Annotated in this window: 15 protein-coding genes; 5 read left to right on the top strand and 10 right to left on the bottom strand. The window is 54.1% G+C overall.

What is annotated here, in order from left to right; translation table 11 throughout:
• Positions 1-56: 56 nt before the first annotated feature.
• Entirely contained in the window at positions 57-1,790 is a 1,734-nt protein-coding gene (gene argS / locus Q1L34_RS08955) for an arginine--tRNA ligase (RefSeq protein ID WP_004864079.1), read from the top strand.
• A 101-nt stretch (positions 1,791-1,891) separates the two neighbouring features.
• Here argS and bglB read toward each other — a convergent pair whose 3' ends face one another.
• Positions 1,892-3,031 (bottom strand): beta-galactosidase BglB, encoded by a 1,140-nt coding sequence (gene bglB, locus Q1L34_RS08950; protein ID WP_015583999.1) that lies wholly within the window; start codon positions 3,029-3,031, stop codon positions 1,892-1,894.
• Positions 3,032-3,035: 4 nt separating this feature from the next.
• Positions 3,036-4,619 carry an MFS transporter gene (locus tag Q1L34_RS08945; protein ID WP_064367720.1) on the bottom strand — a complete coding sequence of 528 codons (1,584 nt, stop codon included), beginning with the start codon at positions 4,617-4,619 and terminating at the stop codon, positions 3,036-3,038.
• A gap of 360 nt (positions 4,620-4,979) precedes the next feature.
• Between Q1L34_RS08945 and uspC the strand changes: the two genes are divergently transcribed.
• On the top strand, positions 4,980-5,408 hold the full coding sequence (gene uspC / locus Q1L34_RS08940) for a universal stress protein UspC (RefSeq protein WP_004864087.1): 429 nt from the start codon (positions 4,980-4,982) through the stop codon (positions 5,406-5,408).
• 35 nt (positions 5,409-5,443) lie between these two features.
• Here the strand turns inward: uspC and otsA are convergent, their stop codons facing one another.
• The 5 genes from otsA to Q1L34_RS08915 all read right to left on the bottom strand — a co-directional run bounded on the left by otsA (position 5,444) and on the right by Q1L34_RS08915 (position 11,360).
• The gene (gene otsA / locus Q1L34_RS08935; RefSeq protein WP_004864090.1) at positions 5,444-6,868 is read right to left on the bottom strand and encodes an alpha,alpha-trehalose-phosphate synthase; all 1,425 of its coding nucleotides are present in this window, start codon (positions 6,866-6,868) and stop codon (positions 5,444-5,446) included.
• Positions 6,843-7,646: a trehalose-phosphatase gene (gene otsB / locus Q1L34_RS08930; RefSeq protein WP_015583997.1), complete on the bottom strand. Its 804-nt coding sequence runs from the start codon at positions 7,644-7,646 to the stop codon at positions 6,843-6,845. The genes otsA and otsB overlap by 26 nt, the downstream gene beginning before the upstream one ends.
• Before the next feature lie 161 nt (positions 7,647-7,807).
• Positions 7,808-8,788, bottom strand: coding sequence for an L-arabinose ABC transporter permease AraH (gene araH / locus Q1L34_RS08925; protein ID WP_004864095.1), 981 nt, complete (start codon positions 8,786-8,788; stop codon positions 7,808-7,810).
• A gap of 14 nt (positions 8,789-8,802) precedes the next feature.
• Positions 8,803-10,317 (bottom strand): L-arabinose ABC transporter ATP-binding protein AraG, encoded by a 1,515-nt coding sequence (araG, locus tag Q1L34_RS08920; protein ID WP_004864098.1) that lies wholly within the window; start codon positions 10,315-10,317, stop codon positions 8,803-8,805.
• Between the two features lie 62 nt (positions 10,318-10,379).
• Positions 10,380-11,360 carry an arabinose ABC transporter substrate-binding protein gene (locus Q1L34_RS08915; protein WP_004864103.1) on the bottom strand — a complete coding sequence of 327 codons (981 nt, stop codon included), beginning with the start codon at positions 11,358-11,360 and terminating at the stop codon, positions 10,380-10,382.
• 894 nt (positions 11,361-12,254) lie between these two features.
• Here Q1L34_RS08915 and Q1L34_RS08910 point away from each other — a divergent pair.
• Positions 12,255-12,758, top strand: coding sequence for a non-heme ferritin-like protein (locus tag Q1L34_RS08910; protein ID WP_004864107.1), 504 nt, complete (start codon positions 12,255-12,257; stop codon positions 12,756-12,758).
• 442 nt (positions 12,759-13,200) lie between these two features.
• Positions 13,201-14,763: an MFS transporter gene (locus Q1L34_RS08905; protein WP_064359002.1), complete on the top strand. Its 1,563-nt coding sequence runs from the start codon at positions 13,201-13,203 to the stop codon at positions 14,761-14,763.
• Positions 14,764-14,811: 48 nt separating this feature from the next.
• On the opposite strand, the gene Q1L34_RS08900 is transcribed toward Q1L34_RS08905, so the two are convergent.
• Both Q1L34_RS08900 and azuC read right to left on the bottom strand, forming a co-directional pair.
• On the bottom strand, positions 14,812-15,063 hold the full coding sequence (locus Q1L34_RS08900) for a DUF2766 family protein (protein WP_004864113.1): 252 nt from the start codon (positions 15,061-15,063) through the stop codon (positions 14,812-14,814).
• Between the two features lie 79 nt (positions 15,064-15,142).
• Positions 15,143-15,226: a stress response protein AzuC gene (azuC, locus tag Q1L34_RS08895; protein WP_015583995.1), complete on the bottom strand. Its 84-nt coding sequence runs from the start codon at positions 15,224-15,226 to the stop codon at positions 15,143-15,145.
• A gap of 210 nt (positions 15,227-15,436) precedes the next feature.
• Between azuC and Q1L34_RS08890 the strand changes: the two genes are divergently transcribed.
• Positions 15,437-16,858, top strand: a complete 1,422-nt coding sequence (locus Q1L34_RS08890; RefSeq protein ID WP_015583994.1) for an MFS transporter — start codon at positions 15,437-15,439, stop codon at positions 16,856-16,858.
• A 52-nt stretch (positions 16,859-16,910) separates the two neighbouring features.
• Here Q1L34_RS08890 and Q1L34_RS08885 read toward each other — a convergent pair whose 3' ends face one another.
• On the bottom strand, positions 16,911-17,549 hold the full coding sequence (locus tag Q1L34_RS08885) for an RpiB/LacA/LacB family sugar-phosphate isomerase (protein WP_004864120.1): 639 nt from the start codon (positions 17,547-17,549) through the stop codon (positions 16,911-16,913).
• Between the last annotated feature and the right edge of the window lie 277 nt (positions 17,550-17,826).

The following is a 17,826-nucleotide window of genomic DNA, read 5'->3' as shown; positions in this document are numbered from 1 at the left end:
CCACATTCCGGCGCTGCCCCACAGGGGTTATAGCGCCTTAAACGTAAGGTATTCCGGTGAATATTCAGGCTCTTCTCTCAGAAAAAGTCAGCCAGGCCCTGATCGCGGCAGGTGCGCCTGCCGATTGCGAACCTCAGGTCCGCCAGTCAGCAAAAATCCAGTTCGGCGACTATCAGGCCAACGGCGTGATGGCAGTAGCGAAAAAACTGGGTATGGCGCCGCGACAACTCGCAGAGCAGGTACTGTCTCATCTCGACCTTAACGGGATTGCTAACAAGGTTGAAATCGCCGGGCCCGGCTTTATCAATATTTTCCTCGATCCGGCCTTTTTAGCGGAAAATGTGAACAGCGCGCTGGCGTCTGAGCGTCTGGGCGTCGCCCGGCCGCAGGCGCAAACTATCGTCGTTGACTACTCCGCCCCGAACGTCGCCAAAGAGATGCACGTCGGCCATCTGCGTTCCACCATCATCGGTGACGCTGCCGTCCGTACGCTTGAATTCCTCGGTCATAAGGTGATCCGTGCGAACCACGTCGGCGACTGGGGCACTCAGTTCGGCATGCTGATCGCCTGGCTGGAAAAACAGCAGCAGGAAAACGCCGGTGAAATGGCGCTGTCCGACCTCGAAGGCTTCTACCGCGATGCGAAAAAGCATTATGACGAAGATGAAGTCTTTGCCGAACGCGCCCGTAACTACGTAGTAAAACTCCAGGGTGGCGATGCTTACTTCCTGGAGATGTGGCGCAAGCTGGTTGACATCACCATGACCCAAAACCAGATTACCTACGATCGTCTGAACGTCACCCTGACCCGCGATGACGTCATGGGTGAAAGTCTCTACAACCCGATGCTGCCGGGCATTGTTGCCGATCTGAAAGCCAAAGGTCTGGCCGTCGAGAGCGAAGGCGCGACCGTGGTGTTCCTTGATGAGTACAAAAACAAGGAAGGCGAACCGATGGGCGTCATCATCCAGAAAAAGGATGGCGGCTACCTCTATACCACTACCGATATCGCCTGTGCGAAGTATCGTTATGAAACGCTGCACGCCGACCGGGTGCTCTACTACATCGATTCCCGTCAGCACCAGCACCTGATGCAGGCGTGGACGATCGTGCGTAAAGCGGGCTATGTACCGGAATCCGTGCCGCTGGAACATCACATGTTCGGCATGATGCTGGGCAAAGACGGGAAGCCGTTCAAAACTCGCGCCGGCGGTACCGTGAAGCTGGCGGATCTGCTGGATGAAGCGCTGGAACGCGCGCGCCGCCTGGTGGCCGAGAAAAATCCGGACATGCCTGCCGATGAGCTGGAACAGCTGGCCAATGCGGTCGGTATTGGCGCAGTGAAGTATGCCGATCTGTCCAAAAACCGGACCACCGATTACGTATTTGACTGGGATAACATGCTGGCCTTCGAAGGCAACACCGCGCCGTATATGCAGTATGCCTATACCCGCGTGCTCTCCGTCTTCCGTAAAGCGGAAGTTGACGAGCAGGCGCTGGCTGCGGCACCGGTGATCATTACCGAAGCGCGCGAAGCGCAGCTGGCCGCGCGCCTGCTGCAGTTCGAAGAGACGCTGACCGTTGTGGCCCGCGAAGGCACGCCGCACGTCATGTGCGCCTATCTCTACGATCTGGCGGGCCTGTTCTCCGGTTTCTACGAGCATTGCCCGATTATCACCGCCGAGAGCGAAGCCGCACGCAACAGCCGTCTGAAGCTGGCGCAGCTGACGGCCAGAACCCTGAAACAGGGTCTGGATACGCTGGGTATTGAAACCGTCGAGCGGATGTAAGTCGGCGGGGGATTTTGTCGCCCCGGCTAGCCGCGCGCTGCCGGGGAAATGCCTGATGGCGCGGTGCTTGTCAGCGTCTGTCAGGGCGATCAAATCCTGCCTTAGAAGTATTTGCGCAAATACTCCGTCAGACACAATATCGCCATTGCCTGACCATACGGCATCGAAGTCAGCGGGATCTCGCGGTAAAAGTCGAGATTGCCGCCCATCCCGGTCCCAAACGAGGTCTGTAACAGCTCGCCTTCCGGGGAGATATTTTTCACCACCCCGCGAATCGCCTTCTCCGCCACCTCGGCGTACTCCGCCGCGACATAGCGCTTACGCACCGCTTTCAGAATGCCATAGGCAAATCCGGCGGTGGCCGATGCTTCCAGGTACGAGTGCGGATCGTCCAGCAGCGTATGCCACAGGCCGCTGTCATCCTGACATTTTGCCAGCGCGGCAATTTGCGCATTCAGCACCTGGATCAAATAGCGTCTGACGGCGCTGTGCTCAGGTAAATCAACCAGTTCAAGGAAATCGGGGATCACCATCGTCAGCCAGCTGTTACCCCGCGCCCAGCGAGCGCGGGCGAAGTTATGCTGACCGTCATAGCTCCAGCCGTGAAACCACAGCCCGGTTTCCCGATCCATCAGGTTCTGAACGTGAAGTAAAAACTGATACACCGCCTCTTCCACATACTGCGGACGATTGAGCAATTTACCGATTTTAGCCAGCGGCAGTACGGTCATCATCAGCGTATCGTCCCACATCTGCTGATGGTTCTCTTCCGCCAGCGTGATGTGCTGCATTCCCCCATGCTCCGTGCGCGGCATCTCATGCATCGCCCACTCCGCCCAGCTATCGAGCCAGGGCAGATACTCCGGTCTCCCGGTCTCTTCGTAGCGCCAGGCCAGGGTCAGGAATGGGGCCATGGTATTAACGTTCTTCGTGGTCGCCCCTTCGGCGAAGCGATCGGCAAACCAGCTGTCGATAATATCGCGCATCGCCGTGTCCCCAGTCTGCTGGTAGTACTGATGAATACCGTACAAACCTACGCCATGCGTCCACTCCCAACCGGCCCACCCTTTGGTATCAATGACCCGCCCGTCGTCCAGCCGCAGCAGAAACGTCCCCGCTTCATCGCGAATATTGACCAGATTATGGGTCACTTTTTGGATCAGCGACTGCAGTTCATGGCGGCTAATAAAATGCGCCGGCTGACGCAGTAACGGGCTATGTTTGACAGGCCACACCTTCATCTCTTTACCCTCTGTTGTATGTCGATTTCATTTCAGCACCCTGCTTCAGCGATGGCGCGGCAGGTTTATTGCGGTTCAGATAACCAATATTGTTATTTCCCCACAGCGCGTCGAACGGCATGCCGGCCAGCATCTCAACCACCGCGCGATCTTCCGCTGTCGCCAGCTCTGGCTGTGCGCGGCCCGAGCGACGCATTTTGAGCGTCTCCGCCCGCAGCACGCTATGCGTGGCAAGATTGAGCCTGAAGCGCAGGGAGACGAGGAAACCGCAGGCCAGCACCACCAGCGTGCCGACGCTCAGGATCAACAGGATGGTATGGCTCACTTCATAGGGCTGGGTCTTCTGCCCGGAAACAAACCCCGAGAGCTGCATAATGATACCCACCAGCATCACCGCGCCGGCCTGAGAGGCTTTGCGCGTCAGCGTCATAATGCCGGCAAAAATCCCTTCACGACGCTGCCCGGTGATGACCTCATCCACATCCGCGATATAGGTGTAGGTATTCCATGGCACATAGTTGATTCCGCCACGCCCAAGTCCCGCGACGGCAGAGATCAACAGCAGCAGCGAGTAGACATCGCTCAGTCCGGCGTAATAGAGAATCGCGTAGGACAGCGAGCTCAGGCCAAACAGCACGACCACCATACGATACGAAGGGGCGGGCCCGAAGCGAATACAGAGCGGAATCATGGCGATGACGGCAATAAACTGGAAGATAGCCATGGTGCCCAGCAGGTTGGACGCCATTGAGGCCTCCTGCATCAGCACAAACACCACATAGTAGGTAAACACGGCATTAAAGACGTCCTGAGCGATATAGCCGCCAAGGTACATCCCCAGGTGCTGGCGGAAAATCTTAATCCGCAGCGTCGAACTCAGCTCAATAAACAGGCGATTGAGGCTCTGAACCAAAGACAAATTGCGCTTCTCTTCTTCCGCCCGCAGCGCGGCTTCCGACCACTCTTCCCGCGGACGTTCCCAGGTAAAGAACCAGACGAAGGTCAGCATCAGCGCGCACAGCACGGAGAAGACGAGACTTGCGTAGAAAAAGGAAACCGCATTGTCCTTACCAAACTGGGTCAGCAGAATGCCCGGCAGGAATGACGCCAGAATGGCCGACATCTGCGCCATCGAAATACGCGCGCCGGAGAATTTGGTTTTTTGTTTAAAATCATCCGTCATTTCCGGTACCAGCGTTTCATACGGCACCAGAATCATGGTGTAGACGATATCGAACAGCAGATAGGTGAGCAGGTAATACCAGAATCCCATATCGCCAACCCACATGATGGAGTAGCTGAACACGCAGGGGATGCCGAGCAGAATAAAGAACTTACGTCGGCCAAAGCGTTTGCCGAGCCACGTGGTCCCAAAGTTATCGGTCAGAAAGCCCATCAGCGGGCTGATCACCGCATCCAGCACTCTCGCCGTGGCAAAAATCAATGTTGCTTCAATAGGGGAAAGGCCGCAGAAGGTGGTGTAGAAGTAGAGGAGCCAGGCCGCGGTCAGCGCGGTGGTCCCGGCGCCGAGGAAGTCGCCCGAGCCATAGGCCAGATAATTAACTAAACCGATTTTACGTGTTTTCATCGCCGTAAATCCTGTGTCTTTTTTTTAGTGAACTCCGACAAGCTTTCTGGCTTAGCCAAAAGGGAGTGGATACATGGCTACAGTAGAAGTATGAGAACAGGGTTACCTTTTCGTTTTTGCCAGCCCGCCCCCGTCCATGGCAAAAATACAAAGAGTCGACGGACACGCATCACCTATTTATAAAACAGCACTTCATTTATAACAAAACGCATGTCCAAAACTAAAATTTGGTCGATGAAAACGTGATTTATCTCCACCAGAAATCAGTCGCTTAATGTGTGATGAACAGGGATTGCGGGAGATAAAAAATGAGAGTAAAGAAAGTATGAAGGGTTATTTCGCGTATCTGAAGGAGGCCTGATGTCCTATTCTCATCTGCTCGTTGCCGTCGCCCCAACGCCGGAAAGCCGCGTGCTTATCAATAAAGCGGTCTCTATCGCACGTCCGCTGGATGCCAAAGTCAGCCTGATCACGCTGGCCACCGATCCGGAGTTATATAACCAGTTTGCTGCGCCGATGCTGGAAAACCTGCGGGACTTGATGCATGAAGAAACGCGAGATTTTCTCTCCGGACTGGCGAAAGAAGCCAATTACCCTATCGACAACGTGACGATTGCCAGCGGCGAACTCAGCCACCACATCAAAGATTTTTGCCAGCAGCATCACGTGGACCTGGTGATATGTGGCAATCACAACCACAGCCTGTTTTCTCGCGCCACCTGCTCGGCGAAAAGCATCGTCGGCAGCAGCGGCGTGGACGTTTTACTGGTCTCTCTGGAAAAAGGCTGACGCCAAAGGCGTCAGCCTGTATCCCGCTTACCGCGCTACGCCAGTTTGGGGAAAGTTGAGACTTTGCGTTGCAATCGGCTCTCCTCACTACGCGGTTCGATCTGCTGCAAATCGCTGATGAACCGCTCCTGCCAATGATGGATATCGTTATCCTTGATGACCGCCAGCATCTCCGCATGACGCGCAATGCGTTCCGCCAGCGGCATCGTCAGACCACGATCCAGCGCCGCGGCCACCTCGTCGCGATCGTAGGGATTGACGATCAGCGCACTGGTCAGCTCATTCGCCGCCCCGGCAAACTGCGACAGGACCAGCACGCCCGGGTTCTGCGGATCCTGGGCAGCAATAAACTCTTTCGCCACCAGATTCATCCCGTCGCGTAGAGGCGTCACTAACCCGACATCGGAATAGCGGAAGATCTTCATCAACAGTTTGCGTTCAAAATGTTGATTCAGGTAGTACAGCGGCGTCCAGCCCAGCTGTCCGTACTGGCCATTGATTCTGCCGCTGGCGGTCTCCAGCTGATGGCGAATATCCTGATAGGCCTGTACTTCGCCGCGGGAGGTTGGCGCAATCTGCGTATAGCGAATCTTGCCATGGTGCTGCGGGTATTTCTCCAGCAGGGCTTCATAGGCGAGAAAGCGCTCCGGCAGGCCTTTAGAGTAATCCAGTCGCTCAACGGAGAAGATATTTTTTACTCCCTTAAGCTCGCTTTTCAGCTGTGCCAGTTTGGGCGGCAGCGGCCCCTTCGCACTGCGCGCAATCTCGTCAGGATCGATGCCTATCGGGTAAACCTCGGTGCGGAAATGTTTGCCCCATGCCTCATGGCGTCGGCCATCTCGCGTCACCACCCGGGTCTGCAGCGAGACGCTATCAAGAAACGCCACTCTGTCGTTATCGGTCTGGAAGCCAAGCAGATCGTAGTCACAGAGCTGCTCAAGAAGCTCGGCATGCGGAGGCAGCGCGTTAAAAATCTCTGGCGTCGGGAACGGAATGTGCAAAAAGAAACCGATACGGTTATTGACCCCGAGCTTGCGCAGCTCGCTGGCAAAAGGCAGCAGATGATAATCATGAATCCACAAAATATCATCGGGCTCAATCAGCGGGAGAAGCTTCTTCGCCAGGTTGGCATTAACCCGCAGATAGCCGTCCCATGACGGACGCTGGAAGTCCACCAGATCCAGGCGATAGTGAAATGCCGGCCACAGCACGGCGTTGGAAAACTGGTTGTAGTATTCGTCATGATCCCGTTCATTGAGCGTAAACGAGGCCCAGGTGATATTGCCTCGCGTCACCGTGTTTAGCGGTTTCTGGTCATCGCCAATCTCTCCGCTCCAGCCAAACCATAATCCACCGGCGGCCTTCAGCGCGCCCAAAATGCCCACGGCCAGGCCACCCGCGCTGGCCTTTTTATCATCCGGTGGCGCAATACGATTAGATATTACGACTAAGCGCCCCATAACCCTCCCTCCTGTCATTTTGCGCATCAGGTTGTTGCTTATTATTTGCGATGCTGATTAACCAATGCTGAACGGCCGCGACATCCGGCAGACGCCACTGCGCCTGGGTGTCGCCCTTGCCAACTTTTACCGACATGCCGCCGAGCTGATTCACGACGTTGAACCCGGCTTCGTCCGTCAAATCGTCGCCAACGAATACCGGTTTACGCCCCTGAAACGGCGCCTCCTGCATAAACGTCGCAATCGCTTCCCCTTTATTGACCCCACGCGGCTTAATCTCCACCACGCACTTACCCAACTGCAATGCGAGGATGGGGTAACGTTTGACAATCCCCTGCGCCAGCGATAGCGCCGCGCTCTGGTACGTCGGCGCCTGGCGATAATGCAGCGCAAACGCCATGCCTTTGTGTTCCAGCTCACATCCCGGCATCGTCTCCAGCGCCGCCCGCAGCTGCTCATCCAGTTCCCGGAGCAGCGCATCAGGAAGCGTGACGATGTGCGTTTTACCATTGATATCGCGGCGTTCTGCCCCGTGAACACCGGCCAGCGGCAGCCGGTATGGATGGGTAAGCGCATCAAGCTCAACCATTGAGCGCCCTGAAATCAATGCCACCGCCCCACCGTGCTGCTGCGCAAGCTGCCGCAGCGCCTGAAGCGCCTGTGTGGGGATAACAACCTGATCGGGATGAGGTTTGATATCGGCAAGCGTGCCGTCGAGGTCAAAGAAAAATGCATGATGTTCGGTTGGCACAGGCGGTACAGATATCTTGTCAGCCACCCTGTTCTCCTCCTTTCATGGCCAGCACAACGCTGGTTGTTAACGGATTGTTAGCCATGTAAGTATAGACAGTGTGACCGGGATCGCCATTTTTGATAGCTATCGCCAGCGTAGCGGGCGCTGGCGATAATCAGGGATTAGACTAAAAGGTTGGGGGATTATTAAGCAGCTCGTTTTGCTTTTTGTTTATAACGGTCGAAGATAACCGCCGCCAGCAGAATCACCCCGCGCACCACGTACTGAGAGAACGGCGAGATATTGAGCAGGTTCATGGCGTTCTCTACGGTGCCGAGGATCAGGATCCCGGCAACCACATAAGAGATCTTACCGATCCCGCCTTTCAGCGACACGCCACCCAGCACGCAAGCTGAGATAACGATCAGCTCATAGCCAATCGAGGTCATCGGCTGGCCGCTGGTCATGCGCGAGGCGAGGATAATCCCCGCGGCCGCAGAAACCACGCCTGAGATCACGAAGATAATAATTTTGGTCCGCACCACCGGCACCCCCGCCAGACGGGCCGCCTCTTCATTGCCACCGATAGCCAGCGTATTGCGGCCAAAGGTAGTTTTGTTGAGCAGTAAACCAAAAACAATCAGGCAGGCGACGGTCAGCCAGATCGGGGCCGGCAGGCCAAACCAGTTGGCATAGCCTAAGGTAAAGAAGCGCTCATCTTCAATGCCGACCGCCTTTCCGTCGGAGATAATATAAGCCAGGCCGCGCACAATCTGCATTGTGGCCAGCGTCGTGATCAGGGCGTTAATTTTCAGCCGGGCAATCACGAAGCCGTTAACCAGCCCGCTGATTGCCCCCAGCAGCAGACCGGCGGCAATCCCTATCCACATGCTTTCCGTCAGATTAATCACCACTGCCGTCGTTACGCCAGCGCAGGCGATGACCGATGCCACCGACAGATCAAAATCCCCGGACGCCAGGCAAAACAGCATGCCGCAGGCCACCATACCGGACATTGAAATCGCCAGCCCCAGCCCTTTCATATTGATAAACGAGGCAAAATTGGGTACAAAAATCACGCAGCCGATAAACAACACGGCAAAAACAACCAGCATGCCAAACTGATCCCAGATTCGGGCAAAGCTAAACGAACTCTGGCGGGCATTAGGGGTAGTAACAGAGGACATTATTGACTCCTTACTCAGGCGACCGCCTGGCTCACTTTTGGCATCGCAAGGCTTAACGCCTGCTGTTCATTGGCATCATCATGCAGCAGTTCGCCCGCCACCTCACCTTCGCGCATCACCACGATACGATCGGCCACGCCGAGCACTTCGGGCAAATCGCTGGAGGCGAAAACGACGGCGACACCGGAGGCCGCCAGGGCATAGATAACGTTATAAATTTCATGCTTAGCGCCCACATCAATGCCGCGGGTCGGCTCATCCAGCAGGATCACTTTCATCTCTTCCGACAGCCAGCGTCCCAGAATCGCCTTCTGCTGGTTGCCGCCGGAGAGATTCATAATCAGCTGTTCGGGGCCCGGGGTTTTGATATTAAGCGACTTAATATGCCGATCGGCGTTGTGCGCTTCCCAGCCGTTGTTAATGATGCAGCCCGCGTGAATATGCCGGCGACGCGCGCTGATATTGATATTGTCGCGTACGGAATGGACCGGAATAATGCCCTCCGCTTTGCGGTCTTCCGGGCACAGCATCATTCCGGCCTCGATAGCCTGTGCCGGTTTGCGAATATCGATCGCCTGCCCGTCGATATACACCTGACCGCCGGTGATACGGGTTCCGCCAAACAACCCTTTCATCAGCTCGCTGCGCCCGGCCCCGACCAGCCCAAACAGGCCGACGATTTCCCCGCTGCGCACCGACAGATCTACCGGCCTGCGGACGCCGGGCGCTTTGACCTGCTCCAGGCGCAGACGCTCTTTGCCATACTCACGCGGTTTCCAGCCGTAAACATCGCCCAGCTCGCGCCCGACCATCGCCTGCACCAGCGCGTCATGACTCACGGTCTGCATATCATCGAAGGTGCGTACGTAGCGGCCATCTTTAAACACGGTGATCGCATCGCTGAGCGCAAAAATCTCCTCCATGCGGTGCGAAACATAAATAATCACGCGCCCTTCCTCACGCAATTCGCGGATGACGCGAAACAGATGGTCGATCTCGCGCGCCGAAAGAGAGCTGGTCGGTTCATCAAATGCGATAACCTTTGCGTTACGGGTGAGCGCCTTGGCAATCTCAACCATCTGCCACTGGCCGATGGAGAGGTATTTCAACGGCGTTTCCGGGTCGATATCCAGCCCCAGATGTTCCAGCTGCAGCCGCGCTTCGTAGTTGAGCAGCGAGCGGTTCACTAAGCCGTACTTATGCGGGATTTGGCCGAGGTAGATATTCTCCGCGACGGTCATTTCCGGAATCAGGTGCAGCTCCTGATAAATGATTGCCACTCCGGCGTTCAGCGCTTCGGTAGTGTTGCTGAATACGCGCGGTTGGCCGTCTATCTGCAGGTCGCCGGCGGTAGGAATATAGTTGCCGCTGAGAATTTTCAGCAGCGTCGATTTTCCGGCTCCATTTTCCCCCATCAGGGCGTGGATCTGTCCGCTATAGCAGTCAAAGCTAATATCGGAGAGCGCCTTAACGCCGGGAAAGGTCATGGTAATGCCGCGAAATGAGAGATAAGGGGTAGACTGTTGCATAACAACTCCGCTCTTCTATGCTCAGCCTCCCGCAGGCTGCGGGAGGCAGGGTCAACCAGGCCTTACAGCCCTTTTTTCGCCAGCTCTTCTTTGAAGTTGTCGCGCGTGATCAGCACCACATCGGTGACCGCAGTGAATTTCGGCGGTTCTGCGTCTTTTGTGACCCAGTTGTAGAGCATCTCGCTGGTTTTATATCCGTGGATATCCGGGCTAGGCAGCAGAGAACCGTAGAAACCGGTCGCCTGCGCTTTGGAGAGTTCGTTAACCGCATCCACACCATTAATGCCAATGCCAATCACATCCCCGGCTTTAAAGCCCTGACCTTCGGTGGCGCGCACGCCGCCCAGTACAGTGTTGTCATTCATCCCCACGATCAGCCAGTGCTTCACCTGAGGATGCTGTACCAGCATCGAGTTACCGGCGTCGAAGGCGCCCGGGATATCGTTGGATTTAGTCGGCACGCGGTAGATCTGTTGGTCAGGGAAACCGGCCGCTTTCAGCGCGTCGATGGAACCCGTGGTACGACGACGGGCGGTATCGAGTTCATCAGCGGTAATCGCCATCACGCCGGTATCCTTCACATCCCAGCCGCGTTTTTGCATCTCTTTGTACAGCTCCTGCCCCTGACGGGCGCCAATTTCACTGGCGGCCATCATCACCAACGGTACGCTCTCCATCGGTTTACCTTTCGCATTCACGAACTGGTCATCGACGGTGATGACTTTCATATCGTATCCGCGCGCTTTAGCGACAATCGCCGCCCCGAGTTTCGGGTCAGGTGTACAAATAACGAAGCCCTTTGCCCCGCTGGCCGCCAGGCTGTCGATGGCATTCAGGGTTTTCTCACCATCCGGGACCGCAATTTTAATTACCTCAAAGCCCAAATCTTTGCCGGCCTTATCGGCAAATTTCCACTCGGTTTGAAACCAGGGTTCTTCCGGTTGTTTGACCAGAAATCCGAGTTTAAGCGTTTCAGCCATAGCTGATTGTGACATAACCGCAGCGAGACCGATCGCCGCCAGCGCTTTAGTAAATTTGTGCATGGTAAACTCCAGCTTTATTTCGCTTTTCTGTAGGGAAGTATCGGACTTAATTTTTTTATCGGACGTAAAACAAGGCATTAGAAAAATTGCACACCGAACTGCCGTTGTTCATTAAGTAATAACTGGAAATCAATTCTCCATACGAGAGCATTATCACATCGCGGAATTACAGTAATTGCGTGCATAGATTTAGCGAAAAATGACATAAAAAAAGAGCTAATTGTCAGACAATTAGCCCTGCACATAGCAATATTATCCATATCATCAGCAGACTTATCCTTGTCGCTACCGCCGCCTGCTCTCAGGAGATGTCCCGAAAGTGCTGTGCCCCCTTTTTCAGCCGTTTCCCTTACCGATACGACTTCTCACAAGATGAAATATCGCACAGGAGAATTTTATTACCGTTAATAACAGAATACACCTCATCACCCCGCTTATCTAGTCCTGTAAAAATGACGTCACTCAATCATTTCTCGTGATTTCTTTTTTACCGAATGGTTGATGCGACATGACCGAATTATGACCTCAGGATTAAATTCATATTTAATTAATATGTCGTAGGCATCATCCATATCATAAAAAAAGCCATAAAAATAAATTCAATAAAATCATCAAGATATGGATATTAAAATCAAGTAAAAGACAAAAACAACACGCTTTATAAGGATGTTGTAACGAAACGTAAACAGATGCACTTGAGAGTTTTCTTAGTCTATTATTGAGGGTATTCTATATATATCGGCAGGCGCTAATTAATTACCGATACACATAGGGAAAGTGCAAATTCATTATTTTGCCCACAATGTTACGCGTAAAGAGTCTCGCATTTTATCGTTCACCGGCGAAGATTCCCGACGCGTGAATGATACCTCCAGCTTAATAAGGATATTTTTTATGGTCGTTTCAGGAATGGCTCAAAAACTCAATAATCAGATGAACCTTGAGTTTCATGCCTCAAATTTATATCTGCATCTCAGCGAATGGTGCGAACAGCACCGTCTGAACGGCACCGCCATCTTTTTGCGCTCCCGGGCACAATCCCACGTGACGCAGATGATGCGCGTATTCGATTTCATGAAGACCGGCGGAAACTGGCCGATCGTCAAAAATGAAGGCAGCTACAGCTATAACTGTCACTCCCTCGAAGATCTGTTTACCACCACCCTGGCCGATTATGAACAGCGTAGCAGCATGCTGTCCGGATTGACCGAAGAGGCTAAAGCGCAACGCGACGACACCACCTGGCGCTTCCTGACGCTGTTGGAGAAAGAGCAGCAGCAGGACGGCGTGCTGTTGCAAAGCGTGCTTGAAGAGGTTCGTAACGCGGATAAAGCCGGCCTGGGTATGCTTCAGACCGATCGCCGCCTGCTCAGTCTGGTGACACGCCGCCAGGATTAAGGCCATCGCGCCGGCATCACATCAACCGTTCTCTCAGCGAGTATGGATCCCGAGAGAACGGCTTTCGCATCGCAGCATAGCGCTCGCCCTGGCCGGCGCAACCGCGCAGCGTTGGCACTAAAACCCGCCGGACGATGCCCTGCAGACCGCCGTATGGCCACCGTTCCGCTGCGCGAATAAACGACACCGGATCATCAATCCCTCCGCTTCACGCCTCCGTCCATCGCGGATAACGTTCCAGCGATCGCTGTTTCTGACACATCATTTCCGCCGTTCAGGCGCCGTTCTTATTCCTGAAAAGCATTAAAAACTTTTAAGCCGATCGCATTCCTGCTCTGGGAAATGGCGCAGCGGGTGATTAGTGACGGCGATCACTTTTCGCCATCGACTTTAAGAATATAAAAACAGCGTTTCAAAAATTTAAAACATGAGGTTTATATTAATGGCAGGATACGCGGCTTCAACCTCACAAGGGTTGCAGGGAAGACCGATTTTGTTACGCCATCAGCTAGCCTACGGCGGCGGTAATTTACTGGGGAGCGGCGCGCTGGCAATCAGCGGCGCCTGGCTACTTTATTTCTACACCACGTTCTGCGGACTGACGCTGATTGAGGCGTCGTTCATTTTCTCCGTCGCCAGCATCATCGATGCGATCAGCAATCCGTTAATGGGCTACCTGACCGATAACTTCGGTAAAACGCGGCTCGGCAAACGCTTCGGACGCCGACGTTTCTTTTTATTGATCGGTATCCCGCTGATGATGTTTTACCCGCTGCTGTGGGTTGAGGGGCTGGGTTTCTGGTACTACCTCTGCACCTACGTCGTCTTTGAGATTATTTATACCTCAGTCATGGTGCCTTATGAAACCTTAGCCACCGAAATGACCGACGACTTCTCATTACGCTCTAAACTGACCGGCTATAAAGCCATTTTCGGCAAGCTTGCCAACTTCCTGGCGGCGTTCATCCCAGGTCAGTTTATCCTGTTGTACGGCAAAGACTCCGCCACACCGTTCTTCCTGACCGGGCTGACCTACGGGGTTATTCTGATTATCGCCATCTCCTGCCTGTGGTTTTGCAGCTGGGAGCGCCCGCGTGAAGAAGAAGTTCGCGTGAATGAGAAAAAAGGCCTGCTCACGACCCTGCTGATGCTGGCGAAGGATATGCGTTCAACCTTCTATCTACGCGTGTTCCGCAAACATCTTGGGATGTATCTCTGCGGTTTCGGCGCAGAATGGCTGTTTGCCTCGATCTTTACCTACTTCGTTATCTTTGTCCTGCAGCACGATCCGGCGATGGTCGCCGGGCTGAACAGCCTGAACTCGATTCTGCAGCTGCTCTCTACGGCGTTGTTTATCGGCCTGTGTGTGAAAAAGGGATTCAGCAAGCCCTATATTCTGGCGCTGAGCATCGTGATTTTCTCCGTATTGCTGTACACCTCGCTGTGGTTTTTCCATCTGCCCGCTCATCTGGCAACCATCCTGATGTTTGGGATCACGGTGCTGTTTGGCCTGGGTACCGGCGGCGTGTACTACATTCCATGGACCGTTTACACCTTCCTCGCCGATGTTGATGAGATCTATACCGGCCGCCGCCGCGAAGGGATCTACGCGGGCGCCATGACCTTCTCCGGAAAAATCCTGCGTTCGATTATTGTCTTCACGATGGGAGCTATTCTCAGCTTTTACGGGTTCCAGTCTAAAGCGCATACGCAACCAGAAAGCGCCGTGACCGCCATTGCGGTGGTGTTCTGTAGCGGCGTGATCCTGCTGGCGCTGGCGGCCATTGTCTTCAGCAAGCAGATGAAACTGGATCGCAAAGCGCACCTGGTCGTATTGCAGGAAGTGGCGCGGATTAAAGCAGGGGGTAAGGTTAGCGATATCCCGTCCGATGTGCGTATTATCGTGGAGGATTTAGTCGGCCATCGTTATGAAGAGTGCTGGGGCAACAGTAAGCTATTTAAAGATGAACAGCCGGCGTCGGCAAGGGCCGCTATCTCTCATTAACGTCTGGTTTTCGCCCCGCCATCGACAGCGATAGCGGGGCGAAACAACTTAGTGTGCTTCACCCTGCGGCGTAAACTTAAGCTCAATCAGCGCAATCGCTTTTTGGACCGCGCGCAGCGTCACCGGATCGGCCGAAGCCGGATGGCTGGCAAAATCGATGGCTTTCAGCTGCGTGGTCATTTTTTCGCGGACTTCAACAGGGGCGATGACATCAATGACGTCGAGAATCTGTTTGATAACCAACTGGCAGGCGACAACGTCAGAAACCAGTTCGTCTTGTTCGGTGAGATGTTGAGACATTTATTACTCCTTTTTCGAGGAGCGTAATAGTAACCTAAATCCCGAGAGATAAAAAAACCTGCCGCAGCAGGTTTTTTTATCAGAACATACCGGCAGGCGGTACATCTTTGAATGTTTTGCAGTACTGCTCGAACATGCTCTTCAGAATTTTGCGCAGTTTCATGAAGCGACTCCGGTTTTGTTATGCAGGTGTTACCATTGATGGGGTCTATAATATGACTTGCATCACATAAATCAATAGAAACATGCGCTAAATCACAATTTATTTACAAGAATAATTTATAAATTAAACAAAAGTGAGGGAAATCGCAGAGTTAAGAGCCTGCACGTTTTTCCCGCGATAGGCACCTCACCAGGCGATGGCAAACACACAATGAGTACAGATATCTCTTCACGAGAAGGCCGCGCCTTCTCTGCTCCTGCGCTGCTGGTCGCCGGCGCATTTTTCATGGAGTTTCTTGACGGGACGGTAATCGCTACCGCGCTGCCGGACATGGCAAAAGATTTTGGCGTTGCGGCGGTTGACCTCAATATCGGCATCAGCGCCTACCTGATTACGTTGGCGGTATTGATCCCGGCCAGCGGCTGGATTGCCGATCGCTTCGGCGCGCGTAAGATCTTCACGCTGGCGTTGGCCATTTTTACGCTTGCCTCCGTTTTTTGCGGCTTTGCCGGCAACGTGGACACCTTTGTCGCCATGCGAATCCTTCAGGGTATTGGTGGCGCGCTGATGGTGCCCGTCGGCCGCCTGGCGGTACTGCGTACCACGCCAAAAGATCAGCTCATCAAAGCCATTGCCACACTGACATGGCCGGCGCTGGTTGCGCCGATCATCGGTCCACCGCTGGGTGGCTTTATTACCCGCTATGCCAGCTGGCACTGGATTTTCTTTATTAATGTTCCTCTGGGATTGATCGCCATCGCGCTGTCGCTGCGAATTATTCCCGATATCCGCGAAGCGCAGCGACGTCCCTTTGACCTTCCCGGCTTCTTTGCGACATCGGTTGCTATGGTGAGCCTGGTGAGCGCCATGGAGTTGCTTGGCGATAGCCGACCACAAGGCTGGACAACCCTGGTCCTGCTGGGGATCGGTACGGGATGCATGCTGTTCGCTCTGCGCCATTTCCGCCGGGCAGAGTGGCCGATGGTACGTCTCGATGCGCTACAGGTGCCCACCTTTCGGGTTACGATGTACGGAGGATCGCTTTTCCGTGCTTCCATCAGCGCCGTCCCCTTTCTGTTACCGCTGCTGTTTCAGGTTGGCTTTGGTATGGATCCGTTCCATTCCGGGCTGCTGGTGCTGGCGGTGTTTGTCGGCAACTTCACCATTAAACCCGCCACCACCCCGCTCATCCGTTGGCTCGGCTTCCGTCGGCTGCTATTGATAAACGGGACGCTAAACGTCATCTCGCTGCTCGCCTGTGCTTTTTTAACGCCGCAGACCCCGGTCTGGCTTATTTGTATGATCCTGTATCTCGGCGGCGTATTCCGCTCGATTCAGTTTACCGGTGTGAGCACGCTTGCTTTTGCCGATGTTCCGCCTGCGCAGATGAGCTACGCCAATACGTTGTTCAGTACCGCGTCACAGCTGGCCGTGGGTCTGGGGATCACCCTCGGCGCGATCGGCATTCGCATGGGTGAAAAAGCCAGTGAGTGGTTAAGTCTGACGACCCTACCGGGGATCAGCTTCCGGCTCTCCTTTGTCTTTATTGCCTTAATTTGTCTGGTGGGAATGGTAGATAGTCTGCGATTGAGCAAAGATGCCGGTAGCAGCGTCTCGCAGAGCAAAAAATAGCAGCAAAAAGGCCAGCGGAGGCTGGCCTTATTCGAAAAAAACGAGAGCTTGCTTAGCCGACTATCTGGCGGACAAAAGCTTCGATCTCTTTATCCTGGCAGTTCTCGAAGAAGCACTGCTGGAAACGCGGGCCGGAGACAGCCGTTTTGACCAGTTCCGGATCGATAGCGCGCAGAGTATCCAGATAGTTATCTTTCACCACGGCAGCTTTCACCGTATTCAGGATCCCGGCGTTACGCACCTGCGGCTCTTTGCGCTCCGGTGGGTAACCTTCGCCATTGCGACCGGTGAAGGCTTTTTCAAAAATAAAGCGCACGTTCAGCTCGGCACCCCAGCCAAAACCTTTGGCAAACGGCAGGGACAGCGCATTACCGTTATTAATCTGCGCAAACAGGAAGGCATCAGCCGGATCAATACAGTAGCCGCACACTACGCCTGGGTGGATGTTCAGCGACATCAGCGCGCCCTGTCCGGTTCCGCAGCCGGTTACCACGAAATCAACCGCTTTCGAATTCAACAGAATGCTGGCCATGATGCCCAGATGAATATAGGTCAGATGATGGTCGTGCTCATCGCTCATCCCGACGTTGTATACCGGGAACCCTTTTTCATCGGCAACGGCGTTTAGCTCGTTGAGGATGATGGCGTTTTTGCTGGCCTGGCTGTTTTCCATCATCAGTGCAATTTTCATGCTTTACTCTCCTGAATGCTGTGCGGGCACTCCCGCGATAGTTCGTTAGCGTTATGATGGACTCTACTACTTAACAAACGCACTTTCAAATTTTATGAAAAGTTGTTTTATAAATTACGTAGCGCTTCACATTTTTCGCCTTCGCCCCCGCCCTCCCGGTACCAGCCGCCACAGGCAGAGACGCAGTCAGCTCCCTGGCAGTCCATCTTCCTGCCAACGCCAGACACCTTATTTCTGTTTTTTATTTTGATAATACGAACTGACTAAAATATTAAAC

Origin of the sequence: Klebsiella ornithinolytica (assembly GCF_030505655.1) — a bacterium.
GTDB classification, from domain to species: domain Bacteria; phylum Pseudomonadota; class Gammaproteobacteria; order Enterobacterales; family Enterobacteriaceae; genus Klebsiella; species Klebsiella ornithinolytica.
The sequence above is the reverse complement of the archived record's forward strand: the minus strand, read 5'-3'. Positions and strand labels throughout refer to the sequence as shown.